The organism is Gordonia paraffinivorans NBRC 108238 (genome assembly GCF_000344155.1).
Taxonomy (GTDB): domain Bacteria; phylum Actinomycetota; class Actinomycetes; order Mycobacteriales; family Mycobacteriaceae; genus Gordonia; species Gordonia paraffinivorans.
Map to the genome: position 1 here is coordinate 32,111 of NZ_BAOQ01000037.1, position 16,898 is coordinate 49,008.

Genomic DNA, 16,898 nt, shown 5'->3' on the forward strand with positions numbered 1-16,898 from the left:
CCGCACCGATCGGGACGGTCGGTGGGGAGGGGATGAGGCAGCGATGGCCACCGACGCAGCATCCGCGGGTCAGAAGCGGAAGAAGAAGGTCCACCCCGTCGACCAGGTACCCCCGGTCGGCAAGATGATCACGCTCGGCGTGCAGCACGTCGTGGCGTTCTACGCCGGCGCGGTGCTGGTGCCGCTGCTCATCGCCCGGGCCATCGACCTCGATTCCGAGGCGCTGACGATGCTCATCACCGCCGACCTGTTCACCTGCGGCATCGCGTCGCTGTTGCAGGCGGTCGGCATCTGGAAGATCGGCGTCCGGCTTCCCCTTCTCCAGGGCATCACGTTCGCCACCCTCGCACCGGTCATCAAGATCGCCAACGACCACGGCGGCGGCCGCGTCGGCCTGCAGACCGTCTACGGCGCGGTCATCGCCGCGGGCCTGTTCACGTTCCTGATCGCGCCGTTCTTCGCGAAGCTCATCCGCTTCCTGCCGCCGGTGGTGACCGGCACCCTCATCGCGATCATCGGCATCTGCCTCATCCCGGTGGGCGCGGGCGACGCCGTCAGCGACCCGGACACCCACATCCACGACAGCTCCAACCCGAGGTGGGTCCTCTACGCGCTCGGCACCATCGTGCTCATCGTGCTCATGCAACGGTTCCTACGCGGATTCATGGGCACGATCGCGGTATTGCTGGGTCTGGTCATCGGCACCGCCGTGGCGTGGCTCCTGGGCGACACCGGGTTCGAGATCGTCGGCGAGGCGTCCTGGGTCGGCTTCACCCCGCCGTTCGCGTTCGGCTGGCCCCGCTTCGACATCGTCGCCATCGTCTCGCTGATCGTGGTGCTGCTGGTGGTGGCCGTGGAGTCGACCGGATCGGTGTTCGCGACCGGAGAGATCGTCGGCAAGCGCATCAAGAAGGAGGACATCGCCGCCACCGTCCGCGCCGACGGTCTGGCCACGATGATCGGCGGCTCGTTCAACTCGTTCCCATACACCGCGTTCTCCGAGAACGTCGGCCTGGTCCGGCTGACGGGGGTCAAGAGCCGCTGGGTGGTCGCCGCAGCCGGCGTCATCATGATCCTGCTCGGTCTGCTGCCGAAGGTCGCCAAGATCGTCGAGTGCATCCCCGCGCCGGTGCTCGGCGGCGCCGCGTTGATCATGTTCGCGACCGTCGCCGTCGTCGGCATCCAGATGCTGACCTCGGTCGACTTCACCGACCACCGCAACCTGATCATCGCGGCCACCTCCCTGGCGGTGGCGCTGTACGTCCAGTTCTCGCAGTCGTCGGGCCCCTCGCAGGTCATCGACGTCGACGGCAACGTCGTCGACACCCCGGCCACCCCGGGCGTCGACCAGGCGATGCCGAACATCTTCCTGCAGATCCCGTTCTCGACGGGCATCACGATGGGTGCGATCACCGCGATCCTGTTGAACCTCTTGTTCTTCCACGTCGGAAGAAAGGGTCCGGCCGTTGCCGGCGCGGGGTCGATCACCCTCGACGAGGTGAACGAGATGTCGCTGGAGAAGTTCCGCGAGACCTTCGGCCATGTCGTGCAGGACGTCGACTGGGTCCTCGACCGCGCCTACGCGCAGCGGCCGTTCGAGGATGTGCACGATCTGCGCAGCGCCTTCCAGGAGGCGATGCTCACCGGCAACGACGCCGAGCAGCTCGAGCTCATCCAGGCCTTCCCGGATCTCGGGGCGGAGGACGAGTCGGGCGAGATGGCCGCCGTCGACCATGTGGCGCTCTCGCAGCTCGACGAGGCCGAGCACCAGAACGTCGTCGATCTCGCGACCGCGTATCGCGAGCACTTCGGTTTCCCGCTCGTCATCTGCGCCCGCGAGGCCGAACGCTACGACCGCGTGCTGCGCAACGGCTGGTCGCGCATGGACAACTCGGAGAGCAGCGAGAAGTCGTTCGCGCTCATCGAGATCGCGAAGATCGCGAACCACCGGTTCGACGATCTCGTCGCCGACGCCAACCCGCTCACGTCCGCCCGGTTCGGCCGCCGGCCGGAACTCTCCTAGGCTGAGCGCGTGCGACGAGTCGACTGGCGTGGAGTCCTCAGCTTCAACGAGCTGACCGAGAAGCAGGCGATCGCAGCGCTGTACGAGTGCTGCAGTTCGACGATCTGGGCACTACGCGTCGCCCGGGCCCGGCCTTTCGCCGACGAGGAAGCCGTCCTCGAATACGCCGACCTCATCCTCGCCGAGCTCACCGAGTCCGACCTCGACGAGGCGCTCGCCGGGCACCCCCGCATCGGGGACCGCCCGGACAACGCGTCGTCGGCGCGCGAGCAGTCGGGAGTGACCGGCGCGGACGCCGCCGTCCTCGAGGACCTGAAGAAGTACAACAAGGAGTACGAGGACAAGTTCGGGCACGTCTATCTCGTCTTCGCCAACGGCCGCCCGGCCGAAGAACTCCTCGCAATCCTCGAGGAACGCCTGCGCAACGACCCCGAGACCGAACGCCGGGTGATGCGGATGGAGCTCGCCAAGATCAACCGCAGCCGCCTGAAACGTATGCTGGCACCGGCAGTACGAACTGACGAACCCGACGCCGGAGGTGCCCGCGGATGACCGGTCTGTCCACCCATGTACTCGACGCGACGTCGGGCTCGCCCGCGGTCGGGGTCGAGGTCTCGCTCCAGGACGCATCCGGCACCGAACTGTCCTCGGGCCGAACGGATTCGGACGGACGGATCGGGCAGGTCAACGACGAGCCCCTCGTCCCCGGCATCTACCACCTGGTCTTCGACACCGGCAACTGGTTCGCCGACAACGACGTCAAGGGCTTCTACCCCGAGGTGGACATCTGCTTCGAGGTCGACGATCCGGATGGGCACTATCACGTCCCGGTCCTGCTGAGCCCGTTCGCGTATTCGACGTATCGGGGCAGCTGAGCGGCGTGTCCGTCGCCGACGCGATCGATTCGCTGCTCGCCGGGACCGATGCCCGCGTGATCGTCGGCATCACCGGGCCACCCGGCGCCGGCAAGACGACGCTCGCGCGATCCCTCGTCGAGGGCTTCTCGACGCGACTCGCCGACGCCGGGGTCGGATACGTCCCGATGGACGGGTTCCACCTGTCGAACGCGATACTCGAAAGGCTCGGCCGCCGGCACCGGAAGGGCGCGCCCGACACCTTCGACGCCGCCGGGTTCGTCGCGGTCCTGCGTCGGGTGGCCGATGCCGATCACGACGTCTACGCGCCCGATTTCGACCACACGGCCGGCGAACCGATCGCCGGGTCGCTCCTCGTCCCGGCCTCCGCGCGGCTCGTCGTCGTCGAGGGCAACTATCTCGGACTCGACGCTCCCCACTGGCGTGAGGTGCGACCCCTCCTGGACCTGCTGGTCCACGTCGACGCCGACACCGCGATCCGCGGCGAGCGACTGCTGAGGCGACACGTGGCGGCCGGGAAGACCGGGGCGCAGGCGCGTGCATGGATCGAGTCGGTCGACGAGCCGAACGCGGCGCTCGTCGCGCAGACCCGCGTACGGGCCGAGGTCGTCGTCGACAACAGCTAGGCAGCAGCCGTTTCCGACGACGCCGGCTTCCAGCCGCTGATCGGGTCCGAGGAGCGGAAGACAAGCCTCGCCGCGGGAACCGAACCGTCTCAGCCGATCTCGATCAGCAGATCTCCCGGCGCGACCTGCGTGACGGGTCCGATGGCGACGCGCGTGACCTTTCCTGCGACCGGCGCGGTGATCGCGGCCTCCATCTTCATGGCCTCGATGGTGCCGATGGCGGCGCCCGCCGCGACCTTGTCGCCGACGCCGACCGACAGCGAGACGACGCCCGCGAACGGCGCACCCACGTGGTGCGGGTTGGAACGGTCGGCCTTCTCGGCGGAGGCGACCGTCGAATCGACGCTGCGGTCGCGGACCGCGATCGGACGCAACTGGCCGTTGAGCACGCACATCACGGTGCGCATGCCCTTCTCGTCGGCGTCGCTGATCGCCTCGAGACCGATCATCAACTCGACCCCGGGCTCGAGCGACACCCGGTGTTCCTCGCCGTACCGCAGGCCGTAGAAGAACTGGTTGGCCGTCAGCCTCGAGGTGTCGCCGTACGTCTCGAAGTGCTCCTCGAATTCCTTTGTGGGACCGGGGAACAGCAGATGGTTGAGCCGGACCTGCCGTTCACGGCCGGGCTTGTCGAGGATCGCCTCGTCGTCGGCGGTCAGCTCGGCGACCGGCGGGGCCGCCGCCCGCCCCTTCAGCGCGAGGCTGCGCAGCGGTTCCGGCCAGCCGCCCGGCGGGTCGCCGAGTTCGCCGCGCAGGAAGCCGATGACCGAGTCGGGGATGTCGTAGGCCGACGGGTCGGCGGCGAAGTCGGCGGCGGTGATCCCGCGGCCGACCAGCGCCAGGGCGAGGTCGCCGACGACCTTCGACGACGGGGTGACCTTGACCAGGCGTCCCAGGATGCGGTCGGCGTCGGCGTAGGCCTGCTCGACGGCCTCGAAGCGGTTGCCCAGCCCCAGCGCGATCGCCTGCTGGCGCAGGTTCGACAGCTGTCCGCCCGGGATCTCGTGGGAGTACACGCGCCCGGTCGGCGCCGGAATCCCGGATTCGAAGGGCGCGTACACCTTTCGCAGGGCTTCCCAGTAGGGCTCGAGGTCGCAGACCCTCCCCAGGTCCAGGCCGGTGTCGCGGTCGGTGTGCGCGGCGGCGGCGACGATGGCCGACAGCGGCGGCTGGCTGGTGGTTCCGGCGAGCGCGGCCGACGCACCGTCGACCGCGTCCGCGCCGGCCTCCCAGGCGGCGAGGTACGTCGCCAGCTGCCCGCCCGGCGTGTCGTGGGTGTGCACGTGGATCGGGAGGTCGAAGTTCTTCCGCAGAGCCGACACCAGCTTCGAGGCCGCCGGCGCGCGCAGCAGGCCGGCCATGTCCTTGATCGCCAGGACATGCGCACCGGCGGAGACGATCTCCTCCGCCAGCCGCAGGTAGTAGTCGAGGGTGTAGAGATCCTCCGCCGGGTCCATCAGATCGCCCGTGTAGCTCATGGCCACCTCGGCCACCGCCCGACCGGTCTCGCGGACCGCGTCGATCGCCGGTCGCATCGCGTCGACGTTGTTGAGCGCGTCGAAGATGCGGAAGATGTCGATGCCCACGTCGGTCGCCTCCGCCACGAACGCGGTGGTCACCTTCGTCGGGTACGGCGTGTACCCGACCGTGTTGGCGCCGCGCAGCAGCATCTGCAGGCAGATGTTCGGGATGGCCTCGCGCAACTGCGCCAACCGATCCCACGGGTCCTCCTTCAGGAACCGCAGCGCCACATCGTAGGTCGCGCCACCCCAGCACTCCACCGACAGCAGCTCGGGCGTCAGCGCGGCGACATACGGCGCCACCGTGACCAATCCGGTCGTGCGGACCCGGGTGGCCAGCAACGACTGATGCGCGTCACGGAATGTGGTGTCGGTGATGCCCAGGCGCGGGTTCTCCCGAAGATCACGCGCGAAACCCTCCGGGCCGAGCGCCAGCAGACGCTGCCGCGACCCGTCCGGCGGCGACGCCAGCAACGCCCTCTCCACCAGGGGCAGCTTGTCGCGCGGATAGACGGTGGTCGGACGCTCGCCGTGCGGCTTGTTGACCGTCACGTCGGCCAGGTAGGCGAGGATCTTGGAGCCGCGGTCGGCCGAGGACCGCGACGTCAGCAGCCCGGGACGCTCGTCGATGAACGACGTGGTGATGCGCCCGGCCCGGAAGTCCGGGTCGTCGAGCACCGCCTGCAGGAACGGGATGTTCGTGGCCACGCCCCGGATGCGGAACTCCGCCACCGCTCGACGCGCCCGTCGCACCGCCGTCGGGAAATCCCGTCCGCGACAGGTCAGCTTCACCAGCATCGAGTCGAAGTGCCCGCTGACCTCCGCGCCGAGGTTCGCGCCGCCGTCCAGGCGCACGCCCGCGCCGCCCGGGCTGCGGTAGCCGGTGATCCGGCCGACGTCGGGCCGGAATCCGTTCGCCGGGTCCTCGGTGGTGATGCGGCATTGCAGGGCCGCACCGCGAATCCGGATCGACTCCTGCGACAGTCCCAGGTCCGCCAACGTCTCACCGGCCGCGATGCGCAGCTGCGAGCTGACCAGGTCGACGTCGGTGATCTCCTCGGTCACCGTGTGCTCCACCTGGATGCGCGGGTTCATCTCGATGAACACGTGCCTGCCCTGGTGGTCGAGGAGGAACTCGACGGTGCCCGCACACGAGTAGCCGATGTGTTTCGCGAAGGCGACGGCATCCGCGCAGATCTTCTCGCGCAGCTCGTCCGGCAGGTTCGGCGCGGGCGCCAGCTCGATCACCTTCTGGTGGCGACGCTGCAGACTGCAGTCGCGCTCGTACAGGTGGATGACGTCGCCGTCATCGTCGGCGAGGATCTGCACCTCGATGTGCCGCGGATCGACCACCGCCTGTTCCAGGAACACCGTCGGGTCGCCGAAGGCGGCGTCGGCCTCGCGCGACGCCGCGGCGATCGCCTCGGGCAGATCGGCCGGCTCGTCGACCCTGCGCATGCCGCGGCCGCCCCCGCCGGCGACGGCCTTCACGAACACGGGGAACCGCATGTCGGCCGCCGCGGCGAGGAGCTCGGTGGGATCGGCCGACGGCTCCGACGACGCCAGCACCGGGATCCCCGCCTCGCGGGCGGCGGCCACCGCAGTCGCCTTGTTGCCGGTCAGGTCGAGCACCTCCGCGCTCGGGCCGACGAAGGTGATGCCGTTCTCGGCACAGGCACGCGCCAGCCCCGGGTTCTCCGACAGGAACCCGTAGCCCGGATAGATCGCGTCGGCACCGCAACGCACGGCGGCCGACACGATCTCGTCGATCGAGAGGTACGCCCGCACCGGATGCCCCGGCACACCGATCTGATACGACTCGTCGGCCTTGAGCCGGTGCGTCGAGTTGCGGCCCTCGTACGGGTAGACGGCCACCGTGCGCGCGCCGAGCTCGTACGCGGCGCGGAACGCGCGGATCGCGATCTCGCCCCGGTTGGCAACCAGAACCTTCTCGAACATGGGGCGCTCCCCTTTTCCCGCTTCGACGGAATCGGCGTGTTCCCGGTGCCGCCGGATCGACGGACCAGTGCAGTACATCACGTGATCCTACTCACGCCGCAGCCCGCCCGACCCGACGCCCGACACCCGCCGCAGCACGCCTCGATGCAACTTCCGATCGCCCACAGCCATTGGGTGTCAACAACTCTCGACAGAAGCGCAACCCGCCACCGAACGCCGACACACCCACACGCCCGCCGGCCTCAGAGCTCCGGCGCCACACACCCCCGACCCCGACCGGCCGATCCCGTCGGGATCCACGGCCCGGCCGCCGCACGACCCGACCCCTCGGCCGTTCGCACCGCCCCTCACCGGTGACCCACGCCGCAGACTTTGGCTCGTCGCGTCGGCGCGAACTACTGTTCTCACCCGGTCGGCTCTAAGCCGATCGTCATAGTCGACCAGGAGGACCAGCATCGTGGGCTTCACCCGCTACGTCGCGTTGGGCGACTCGTTCACCGAGGGAGTCGGAGACGCGGACCCGACCCGCCCCAACGGGCTGCGCGGCTGGGCCGACCGGGTCGCCGAACAGCTCGCCCGGCACGACGAGGGCTTCGCCTACGCCAATCTCGCGATCCGCGGGCGCCTGCTCGACGCCGTCATCGCCGAGCAGCTCGAGCCGGCCGTCGCGATGAACCCCGACCTGGTGACGATCTACGCAGGCGGCAACGACCTCATGCGGCCCGGGCTCGACGTCGATGCGCTCGTCGACCGGTACGACACCGCCATCGGCAAGCTCGCCGCCACCGGTGCGACGGTCGTCGTCTTCACCGCCTACGACACCGGGTGGGCGCCGGTGTTCCGCAAGCTCCGCGGCCGCATCGCCATCTACAACGAGCTGGTCCGCGAGGTCGCCGACCGCCACGGCGTCATGGTCCTCGACTACTGGCGCCTGAAGGGCTTCGACGACTACCGCATGTGGGACACCGACCGGCTGCACATGTCCTCGCTCGGCCACACCCGCATGGCCGCCGAGGTCCTAGACCTGCTCGGCGTCGACCACGACATCACCCGCGTGGAACTCGAGGCCGCGGCCGAGCTGTCGCGGCGCGAACAACGTCGGCAGAACGCCGAATGGGCTCGCACGTTCCTGGCGCCGTGGGTGATGCGACGCATCCGCGGGGTGTCCTCGGGCGACGGGATCACCCCGCGCTGGCCACAGCCGGTGTCGGCGGCCGAGCTTCTCGCACTCTGAACCCCGTGACCCCGGCTCCCTCCGACCGAGGTCTGGACTCGTCCGTTCGGACGGGATTCGCGCACGCCGACGTACTCGAACGACGCGGCACCGATACCCTGATCGTTCGGAGGTGTGAACGATCATGTGTACGACGAGCCGGACGGTCTCGTGACCAGGAGCACGGGGACCGGCGGGGTGTCCGGCGAGGAGACCCCCGACGCCGTCGAATCATCGCTGGAGTCCCGTCCCGATTCCCACGAGGACGAGAAGCCCCACCCGCGTGCCGCGGTCGTGGTGCTGTGTCTCGCCGGCATCGTCGTGGCGGTGATGCAGACGATCATCGTCCCGCTCATCCCCGAACTGCCGACCCTGCTGAACGCCGAGCCCTCCAACACCACCTGGGCGATCACGATCACGCTGCTCGTCGCCGCGGTCGCGACGCCGATCGGCGGCCGCATCGGCGACATGTACGGCAAGCGCCGGGCGATCCTCGGCAGCCTCGGTTTCGTGGCCCTCGGGTCGGTGGTCTGCGCACTGGCCACGTCGTTGCCGCTGTTCATCCTCGGCCGGGGGCTACAGGGCCTCGGCTTCGGCATCGTCGCCCTCGGCATCAGCGTGATGCGCGACATCGTTCCGCCCAGACACCTCGGCACCGCCGTCGGAACCATGAGCGCGTCACTGGGCATCGGCGGCGCCCTCGGCCTGCCGATCGCGGCGGCGATCGCCCAGCACGTCAGCTGGCACGCGCTGTTCTGGGTGTGCGGGCTCACCGCGGCACTCGCGGCGCTCGGCGTCCTGCTGACCGTCCCGTCGAACACCGTGACCGCGGGCGGACGCTTCGACGCGATCGGCGCGCTCGGGCTCGGCGCGTTCCTGATGTGCCTGCTCCTGCCGCTCTCGAAGGGCGCGTCGTGGGGCTGGGGCAGCCCGCTCACACTCGGGCTGCTCGGCGGCTTCGTCGTCCTGCTCGCTCTCTGGGCGGTCATCGAACTCCGCCGCGACAACCCGCTGATCGACCTCCGGATCCTGAGGACCAGACCGCTCTTCCTGACCAACCTCGCGTCGATCGCCACCGGGTTCGCCTTCTACGCGATGCAGCTGATCCCCATCCAGCTGCTGATGGCCCCGACGTTCACCCCGGACGGCCTCGGCTACGACATGGTCCACGCGAGCCTCATCCTCGCGCCCAGCGGCCTGGTGATGTTCGCGATGTCCAATGTCAGCGGCCGGATGAACGCCGCCCTCGGCGCGCGCGTGTCGCTGGCCCTCGGCGGCGTGGTCATCGGGATCGGCTACCTCATCTTCATCGTCGGCGTCGCGGGACCGTGGGGCATCTCCTGGATCCACATGCTCGTCCTCAGCTGCTGTATCGGCGCCGGCCTCGGCATCGCCTACTCGGCGATGCCGGCGCTCATCATGCAGGTGGTCAGCGTCGAGCAGACCGGCGAGTCCAACGGCGTCAACGCCCTGATGCGGATCATCGGCACCTCCACCGCCTCGGCGGTCGTCGGCATGCTGCTGACGTGGTCGATGACGTCGTTCACGGGCCCGGACGGCGCGGCCGCCGCGGTCCCCACCACCGACGGGTACCTCTGGGCGTCGGTGATCGGCCTCGGCGCGTGTGCGGTCGCGGCGCTGGTCGCCTTCGCCATCCCGGCGCACAAGGGCATCACCGAGACCTCCGTCTGAGCCCGAGACGCCGGATGGGAGCCCGCTTCCCATCCGGACGTCGGGCTTCGTGACACGAGATGCGCACGGGGTCGGATGCACGTAGCGTGACGCCGTGGCCCCCGCGATCCTGATCGAGAACACCCACGTGCTGACGCTCGACGCGCAGCGCCGGGAACTGCCCGGGGCGTCGGTGCTCGTGGACGGAACCCGGATCGCGGCGGTGTCCGCCGAGCCGATCCCGGCGGCATCGGTCGACGGCGACGTGGTGCGGGTCGACGGTCGCGGATGCGTCCTCACCCCGGGTCTGGTGAACACGCATCACCACCTCTACCAATGGATCACGCGCGGTCTCGCCGCCGACCACACGCTGTTCGAGTGGCTGCAGACCCTCTACCCGATCTGGGCCGGGATCGACGAGGAGGCGCTGCACGCGGCGGCCCTCGGCGGGCTGGCCCAACTGGCGCTGTCCGGATGCACCACGACGACCGACCACCACTACGTCTTCCCCCGCGAGGGCGGTGACCTGCTCGGTGCCGAGATCGCCGCGGCGGGCGAGATCGGCCTGCGGTTCCACCCGACCCGCGGTTCGATGGACCTCTCGGAGAAGGACGGCGGCCTCCCCCCGGACTCGGTGGTCCAGACCATCGACGAGATCCTCGCCGCCAGTGCCGACGCCGTCGCCCGCTGGCACGACCCGGAACCCGGCGCGATGCTGCGGATCGCACTCGCCCCCTGTTCACCGTTCTCCGTCACGACCGACCTCTTGCGCGAGTCCGCCGTGCTGGCACGCGATCTCGGCGTCCGCATGCACACGCATCTCGCGGAATCGGTCGACGAGGACGCCTACTGCGCCGAGCACTTCGGCTGCGCCCCCTTGGAGTACATGGAGTCGGTCGGCTGGGTGGGCGACGACGTCTGGTACGCCCACGGCGTGGAGTTCGACGACGCCGCGATCGCCCGCCTGGCCGCGACGCAGACCGGTGTGGCCCACTGCCCCACCTCGAACGCCCGCCTGGGCAACGGGATCTGCCGAACCCGCGATCTCGTCGACGCGGGCGTCCCGGTGGGTCTCGGCGTCGACGGCGCGGCGTCGAACGAATCGGCCCGACTCCTCGAGGAGGCCCACCAGGCCGTCCTGATGGCGCGTGCCCGCGGCGGCCCCACCGCCCTGACCACCCGCACCGCGCTCGAACTCGCCACCCGCGGCGGCGCACGCGTGCTCGGCCGGGAAGACGAGATCGGCTCCATCGAACCGGGCAAGTTCGCCGACCTCGTGCTCTGGGACCTGTCCACGGTGGCCCACCGCGACATCGACGACCCGGTCGCCGCGCTGGTGCTCGGAGCGATCCCGCCGATCAAGGCGTCGTGGGTGCACGGGCGCCGGGTGGTCGCCGACGGAGAAATCCTCACCATCGACACCGCCGCCATGACCGAGTCCGTCGCGGTCGCACACCGCCGCCTGATGGACAAGGCGCGCTGATGGACCTCGCCGCCGTCACCCGCTACCGGTTCGCACGCTCGCGCGAGCAGGTCTTCCCTGAACCCGGCGAGCAGATCGTCGCCGGCGGGACCTGGGTGTTCTCCGAGCCGCAACCCGCGACGACCGGCCTGGTCGATCTCAGCGAGATGGGCTGGCCGTCGTTCGAGGAGCTCCCCGACGGCGGCCTGCGCGTCGGCGCCACCTGCACTGTCGCCGAACTCGCCGCCCTCCCGCCACGTCCCGGCCTCCGCGCCCACCCCCTGTTCGCGCAGTGCGCGAACGCCCTCCTCGCCTCGTTCAAGATCTGGAACATGGCCACCGTCGGCGGGAACATCTGCCGCTCGTTCTCCGCCGCGTCGATGGTGTCGCTGGCCGTCGGCCTCGACGCGACCGCCCACATCTGGCATCGCGACGGCGCCGACCGCGACCTGCCGGTGGCCGATCTGGTGATCGGCAACGGCATCAACGTCCTCGGGCCGGGCGAGGTCCTGCGCGCCGTCGACTTCCCCGGGCACGCGCTGGCCGCGCGCACCGGGTTCCGGAAGATCGCCCTCGCCGAACTCGGCCGCTCGGGCGCGGTGGTCACCGGGCGCATCGACCCGGACGGCACCACGGTGTACGGGATCACCGCGGCCACCGAATGGCCCACGGTCCTGCGGTACCCCTCACCGCCGAGCGCCGACCGGCTGCGGCACGACATCTCCGCCGCGCCCGGCTACCACACCGACCCGCTCGGCTCGGCGGACTGGCGGCGGGCCGTCTCCGCGGTGCTCGCCGAGGAGATCCGTCTCGAACTCGAAGGGACGGCGTGACGATGGAATTCGAGATCAACGGAGAGCGCGTCGACGCCGAACCCGCACCGGGACAGTGCCTTCGGACGCTGCTGCGGCAACACGCCCACTTCGAGGTGAAGAAGGGGTGCGACGCGGGAGACTGCGGCGCCTGCTCGGTCCTCGTCGACGGCAAGCCGGTGCACTCCTGCATCTTTCCGGCGCAGCGCGCCGCCGGGCGGGCGGTCACCACGGTGGCGGGCCTCGGCACCCCCGAGGATCTCCATCCCGTGCAACAGTCCTTCGTCGACCACTTCGGGTTCCAGTGCGGGTTCTGCACCGCCGGGATGATCGTCACCTCGTCGACGCTGACCCCCGCCGACCTCGACGACCTGCCGCGGCGGATGAAGGGAAACCTGTGTCGCTGCACGGGATATCGCTCCATCCGGGAGGCGATCGCCGGCGCCGTCACCGGCGAGACGGGCCGGGCAGGCGCGCCCGACGCCTCCCCGGCCGTCACTCGACAGGCGGTGGGCACCTCGGTGACCCCGCCGGCGGCGCGCCGGGTGGTGACCGGGACCGAGCCCTACACCTTCGACGTGCCGCTGACCGACGCCCTGCACATCCACGTCCTCGGGTCGCCGCATCCGCATGCGCGCATCGTCGCCATCGACACCGCCGACGCCTCGGCCCTGCCCGGCGTCGAGCTGATCCTCACCCACGAGAACGTCTCCACGCCGAGGTTTTCCACCGCCCGCCATGAGAACCGCCTCGAGGACCCCGACGACACGCTGGTCTTCGACCCGGTCGTGCGATTCGTCGGCCAACGGGTGGCCGCGGTGGTCGCGACCACGCCGGGCGTCGCCGAACAGGCGGCACAACTGATCCGCGTCACCTACGACGTCCTGCCCGCGGTCTTCGACCCCGAGGAGGCACGCTCGCCCGGAGCACCGCTCCTGCATCGCGACCGCACCCCCGAGGAGCGGGTCGCCGAACCCGAGCGCAATGTCGTGGCGACCTTCCACGAGGGCTTCGGCGGCGACATCGACGTGGCCCTGGCCGGGTCGTCGACGACGGTGCGCGGAACCTGGCAGACCCAGCGGGTGTCCCACGCGCAGTTGGAGACACACGGCTCGGTGGCATGGCTGGACGCCCAGGGTCGCCTGGTGGTGCGCACGTCCACGCAGGTCCCGTACCTGGTGCGTGACGAACTGGCCCGCATCCTCGACCTGCCGGTCGAGAGGGTGCGGGTGTTCAGCGGCCGCGTGGGCGGCGGATTCGGCGGCAAGCAGGAACTCCTCACCGAGGACCTCGCCGCCATCGCCACCCTGCGCACCGGCCGGCCCTGCGTCTACGAGATGACCCGCACTGACGAGATGACCCGCACCACCTACCGGCATCCCATGCGGGTGACGGTCGAACTCGGCGCCGACGACGACGGGCGGCTGGCCGCCCTGCGCGTGGAGGTTTTCTCGGACACCGGCGCCTACGGCAACCACGCGATCGGCGTCATGTTCCACGCCTGCGCGGAGTCGGTGTCGATCTACAACTGCCCCGTCAAACGGATCGACGCCGAGGCCGTCTACACCAACAACCCGCCGTCGGGAGCCTTCCGCGGATACGGCCTCGGCCAGGTGATCTTCGCGGTCGAGTCCGCGATGGACGAGCTCGCCCTCCGCCTCGGCATCGACCCCTTCGAGCTGCGCCGCCGCAACGCGGTCGCCGACGGCGACCCGCTGCTGATCGCCCGGCCCGAACCCGAGGTCGACCTGGTGTACGGCAGTTACGGGCTCGACCAGTGTCTCGACGCCGCCGAGGCCGCGCTGCGGCGCGGCAACGGGGTCGCCCCGCCGCCCGGGCCGCGGTGGCGCGTCGGTGAAGGCATGGCCATCGCCGCGATCGCCACGATGGCCCCGCGCGGACACATCTCCGAGGTCACCGTCTCCGTCGATACCGGCGGGACCTACCACGTCGGCGTCGGGACGTGCGAGTTCGGCAACGGCACCACCACGGTGCACACGCAGATCGTCGCCACCGCACTGGCGACGGACGTCTCGCGGGTCTCCCTGCACCACGGCGACACCGACGCCGCGGCATATGACACCGGTGCGTTCGCGTCGGCCGGGACCACCGTCGCGGGCAAGGCGGTGCACGCCGCGAGCCTCGCGCTGCGCGACGCCCTCGTCGATGCGGCCGGCCGGCTCACCGGAGCCGATCCGGCGGAGATCCGGATGGGCCCGGACGGGGCGATCGTCGGCGAGGGTCTCATCGGCTTCGGCGACCTCATCGCCGCCGTGGACAGCCGCCACCGCCTCGACCTGCCCGACGGCTCCCGCGCCTACGCCGCCGGCGAGGAACGCGGCGAGATGCGCTCGATCGCGTTCAACGTGCAGGCATTCCGCGTGGCCGTGGACACCGATACCGGCAAAGTCGTGATCCTGCAGTCGGTCCACGCCGCCGACGCGGGCACCGTGATGAATCCCGAGCAGTGCCGGGGACAGGTGGAAGGCGGTGTGGCGCAAGGTATCGGGTCTGCGCTCTACGAGGAGATCATGCTCGACGAGGGGGTGCCCGTGACCAAGGTCTTCCGCACGTACCGGGTGCCGCAGATGGCCGACATCCCCTACACCGAGGTCTATTTCGCCGACACCGCCGACGAGCTCGGGCCGTTCGGCGCCAAGTCGATGTCGGAGTCGCCGTTCAACCCGGTCGCGCCCGCGCTGGCCAATGCCATCCGCCGCGCGATCGGCGTGCGGCCCCACGAGACCCCGATGTCGCGGGATCGGGTCTGGCGGCTGGCTCAGGCCGCGACCCCATAGCCCGAAGCCGCGCGAGGCGCGGCTCCGGTCCATGGAGCCGACGGCTCAGCCGCGCAACAGCCCCTTGGCGACGTGGGTCACCTGGATCTCGTTGCTGCCCGCGTAGATCATGAGCGACTTCGCATCCCGGGCGAGTTGCTCCACCCGGTACTCCGCCATGTAGCCGTTGCCGCCGAACAGCTGGACCGCCTCCATGGCGACATCGGTCGCCGCCCGCGACGAGTACAGCTTCATCGCCGACGCCTCGGCCAGGCTCAGCGGCTTGCCGGCCTTGGCGCGCTCGATCGCGTTGAACAGCATGTTCTGCACGTTGATCCGCGCGATCTCCATCTCGGCGAGCTTGAGCTGGATGAGCTGGAAGTCGCCGATCGGCTGGCCCCACAGCTTGCGGTTCTTGGCGTAGTCGACCGACAGGCGCTGCGCCTCGTTGATGATGCCCAGCGACAGGGCGGCGATGCCGATGCGCTCGGCGACGAACCCGGCCTTGGCGCCCTCGGCGCCGCGGGCGTCGGCGCCGGTGTCCTCGGTCTCGCCGAGCAGGCGGTCCTTGCCGAGGCGGACGTTGTCGAAGAACAGCTCACCGGTCGGCGAGCTCATCATGCCCATCTTCTTGAACGGCTTGCCCTGCGTGAGACCGGGCATGCCCTTGTCGAGGACGAAGGTGAGCACCTTGCGGTCGCGGATCGGGGTGTCGCTGCCGTCGTCGAGCTTGGCGAACACGACGATGGTGTCGGCGTACGGGCCGTTGGTGATGAAGGTCTTCTGACCGTTGAGGATGTAATCGTCGCCGTCGCGGCGCACGGTGGTCTTCATGCCGCCCAGCGCATCCGAGCCCGAGTCGGGTTCGGTGATGGCCCAGGCGCCGACCTTCTCCATCGTCACCAGTTCCGGCAACCAGCGCTTCTTCTGTGCGAGGGTGCCGCGGCTGCGGATCGTCGACGCGGTCAGACCCATGCTCACGCCCAGCGAGGCGACGAGGCCGAGACACACGCCGGCCAGTTCGATGTTGACCATCATGAACATCGAGCCGCCCATGGCGCCGCCACCGCCGCCGGACGACTCCTTCTTCTCCCCGGCGGCCTCGGCCGCGAGTTCCTTCTCCAGCGCGTCCTTGGCCATCTGGTCGACGCCGAAGGTCTGCAGCAGCTTGCGGGTGATGTCGTAGGGCGGGAGCTGGCCGGCCTCGAGCTCGTCGACATGTGGCCGGATCTCCTTGTCGATGAACGCGCGCAGCGCATCCCGAACCATCAGGTCTTCTTCGGACCACTCGAACATCGTCACTCTCCCAGACCGGTAGCCACCGAGGTGGAACACGTTTCACTTTGCCGGTTCAACTGTGTCAGGAGTCACTGTCGATGTCTAGGCACATCACGGCGATTCCGTCTCTTCGTGTCTTCGCCGTGCGTCGTCTCACCCGCCGGTACGGTCCCGGGGCCACCGGTACACGGCCGCCGGCCGGACCTCGGCCCGGAAGTAGTCGGATGCCTCTCGGCACAGCAGGGCCTGGGCGACGGGCATGGCCACGACGACCGCACGGCCGGCGATCTCGTCCATCATGTGGTCCCGCCAGGCGTGGACGCGATCGACGAGGCCGGCGATGCTCTCCCCTCCGTGCGGTGTCGCGCCGGGGTCGGCGAACCAGGCCGCGAGTTGGTGCGGCGGGACCTGTTCCGGCGCGAGGCCGGCCCATGCCCCCACGTCCAGGGTGCGCAGCGCGTCGTCGACGATCTGCTCGACGGGTGCGCCGAGGAGACGGGCGCTCTCGAGCGTCGCCGGCTCGGGCCCACAGGCGACGACGGGTTCGATGCCGCCTGCCACCGCGACGACGTCCCGGCGCCCCCGGTCGTCCAGCGGCGCCTCACCGCCGAAGCGCACCGACCTGTTGGGGCCGGTGCGCCCGGCGGTGATGATCTGCATCAGCGGTGAGTGCACCCGGCCG

At 70.1% G+C, this 16,898-nt stretch carries 12 protein-coding genes; 9 read left to right on the forward strand and 3 right to left on the reverse strand.

From position 1 onward, the window contains the following. Window positions 1-43: 43 nt before the first annotated feature. Genes GP2_RS17245 through GP2_RS17260 form a run of 4 tightly spaced genes read left to right on the forward strand, consistent with a single transcriptional unit; the run spans window position 44 to window position 3,524 of the window. Window positions 44-2,023, forward strand: a complete 1,980-nt coding sequence (locus tag GP2_RS17245; protein ID WP_006901824.1) for a solute carrier family 23 protein — start codon at window positions 44-46, stop codon at window positions 2,021-2,023. A gap of 9 nt (window positions 2,024-2,032) precedes the next feature. Then, window positions 2,033-2,575: a 2-oxo-4-hydroxy-4-carboxy-5-ureidoimidazoline decarboxylase gene (gene uraD / locus GP2_RS17250; protein WP_006901825.1), complete on the forward strand. Its 543-nt coding sequence runs from the start codon at window positions 2,033-2,035 to the stop codon at window positions 2,573-2,575. Next, window positions 2,572-2,898, forward strand: coding sequence for a hydroxyisourate hydrolase (gene uraH / locus GP2_RS17255; protein ID WP_006901826.1), 327 nt, complete (start codon window positions 2,572-2,574; stop codon window positions 2,896-2,898). The genes uraD and uraH overlap by 4 nt, the downstream gene beginning before the upstream one ends. Window positions 2,899-2,903: 5 nt before the next feature. Next, entirely contained in the window at window positions 2,904-3,524 is a 621-nt protein-coding gene (locus tag GP2_RS17260) for a nucleoside/nucleotide kinase family protein (RefSeq protein WP_006901827.1), read from the forward strand. A gap of 89 nt (window positions 3,525-3,613) precedes the next feature. Here GP2_RS17260 and GP2_RS17265 read toward each other — a convergent pair whose 3' ends face one another. After that, a complete protein-coding gene (locus GP2_RS17265; RefSeq protein WP_006901828.1) occupies window positions 3,614-7,003 on the reverse strand; it encodes a pyruvate carboxylase in 3,390 nt (1,129 codons plus the stop codon). A gap of 457 nt (window positions 7,004-7,460) precedes the next feature. Here GP2_RS17265 and GP2_RS17270 point away from each other — a divergent pair, with 457 nt between their 5' ends. The 5 genes from GP2_RS17270 (at window position 7,461) to GP2_RS17290 (ending at window position 14,959) form a co-directional block, all read left to right on the forward strand. Next, on the forward strand, window positions 7,461-8,237 hold the full coding sequence (locus GP2_RS17270) for an SGNH/GDSL hydrolase family protein (protein WP_006901829.1): 777 nt from the start codon (window positions 7,461-7,463) through the stop codon (window positions 8,235-8,237). 150 nt (window positions 8,238-8,387) lie between these two features. Further along, entirely contained in the window at window positions 8,388-9,908 is a 1,521-nt protein-coding gene (locus GP2_RS17275) for an MFS transporter (RefSeq protein ID WP_083900275.1), read from the forward strand. Window positions 9,909-10,002: 94 nt separating this feature from the next. After that, a complete protein-coding gene (locus tag GP2_RS17280) occupies window positions 10,003-11,370 on the forward strand; it encodes an 8-oxoguanine deaminase (RefSeq protein ID WP_006901831.1) in 1,368 nt (455 codons plus the stop codon). Next, window positions 11,370-12,182, forward strand: a complete 813-nt coding sequence (locus GP2_RS17285; RefSeq protein ID WP_006901832.1) for an FAD binding domain-containing protein — start codon at window positions 11,370-11,372, stop codon at window positions 12,180-12,182. Before GP2_RS17280 ends, GP2_RS17285 begins: the two co-directional genes overlap by 1 nt. A gap of 2 nt (window positions 12,183-12,184) precedes the next feature. Beyond that, the gene (locus GP2_RS17290) at window positions 12,185-14,959 is read left to right on the forward strand and encodes a molybdopterin-dependent oxidoreductase (RefSeq protein WP_006901833.1); all 2,775 of its coding nucleotides are present in this window, start codon (window positions 12,185-12,187) and stop codon (window positions 14,957-14,959) included. A 45-nt stretch (window positions 14,960-15,004) separates the two neighbouring features. Here the strand turns inward: GP2_RS17290 and GP2_RS17295 are convergent, their stop codons facing one another. Then, entirely contained in the window at window positions 15,005-16,234 is a 1,230-nt protein-coding gene (locus GP2_RS17295) for an acyl-CoA dehydrogenase family protein (protein ID WP_040527342.1), read from the reverse strand. A gap of 135 nt (window positions 16,235-16,369) precedes the next feature. Then, on the reverse strand, window positions 16,370-16,876 hold the full coding sequence (locus tag GP2_RS17300; protein ID WP_040527343.1) for a histidine phosphatase family protein: 507 nt from the start codon (window positions 16,874-16,876) through the stop codon (window positions 16,370-16,372). Window positions 16,877-16,898 lie beyond the last annotated feature (22 nt).

Bases quoted from the DNA above. Each gene is read 5' to 3' on its own strand.
- GP2_RS17245 (WP_006901824.1), top strand. From the start codon at position 44: ATGGCCACCGACGCAGCATCCGCGGGTCAGAAGCGGAAGAAGAAGGTC.
- uraH (WP_006901826.1), top strand. From the start codon at position 2,572: ATGACCGGTCTGTCCACCCATGTACTCGACGCGACGTCGGGCTCGCCC.
- GP2_RS17265 (WP_006901828.1), bottom strand. From the start codon at position 7,003: ATGTTCGAGAAGGTTCTGGTTGCCAACCGGGGCGAGATCGCGATCCGC.
- GP2_RS17285 (WP_006901832.1), top strand. From the start codon at position 11,370: ATGGACCTCGCCGCCGTCACCCGCTACCGGTTCGCACGCTCGCGCGAG.
- GP2_RS17290 (WP_006901833.1), top strand. From the start codon at position 12,185: ATGGAATTCGAGATCAACGGAGAGCGCGTCGACGCCGAACCCGCACCG.
- GP2_RS17295 (WP_040527342.1), bottom strand. From the start codon at position 16,234: ATGTTCGAGTGGTCCGAAGAAGACCTGATGGTTCGGGATGCGCTGCGC.
- GP2_RS17300 (WP_040527343.1), bottom strand. From the start codon at position 16,876: ATGCAGATCATCACCGCCGGGCGCACCGGCCCCAACAGGTCGGTGCGC.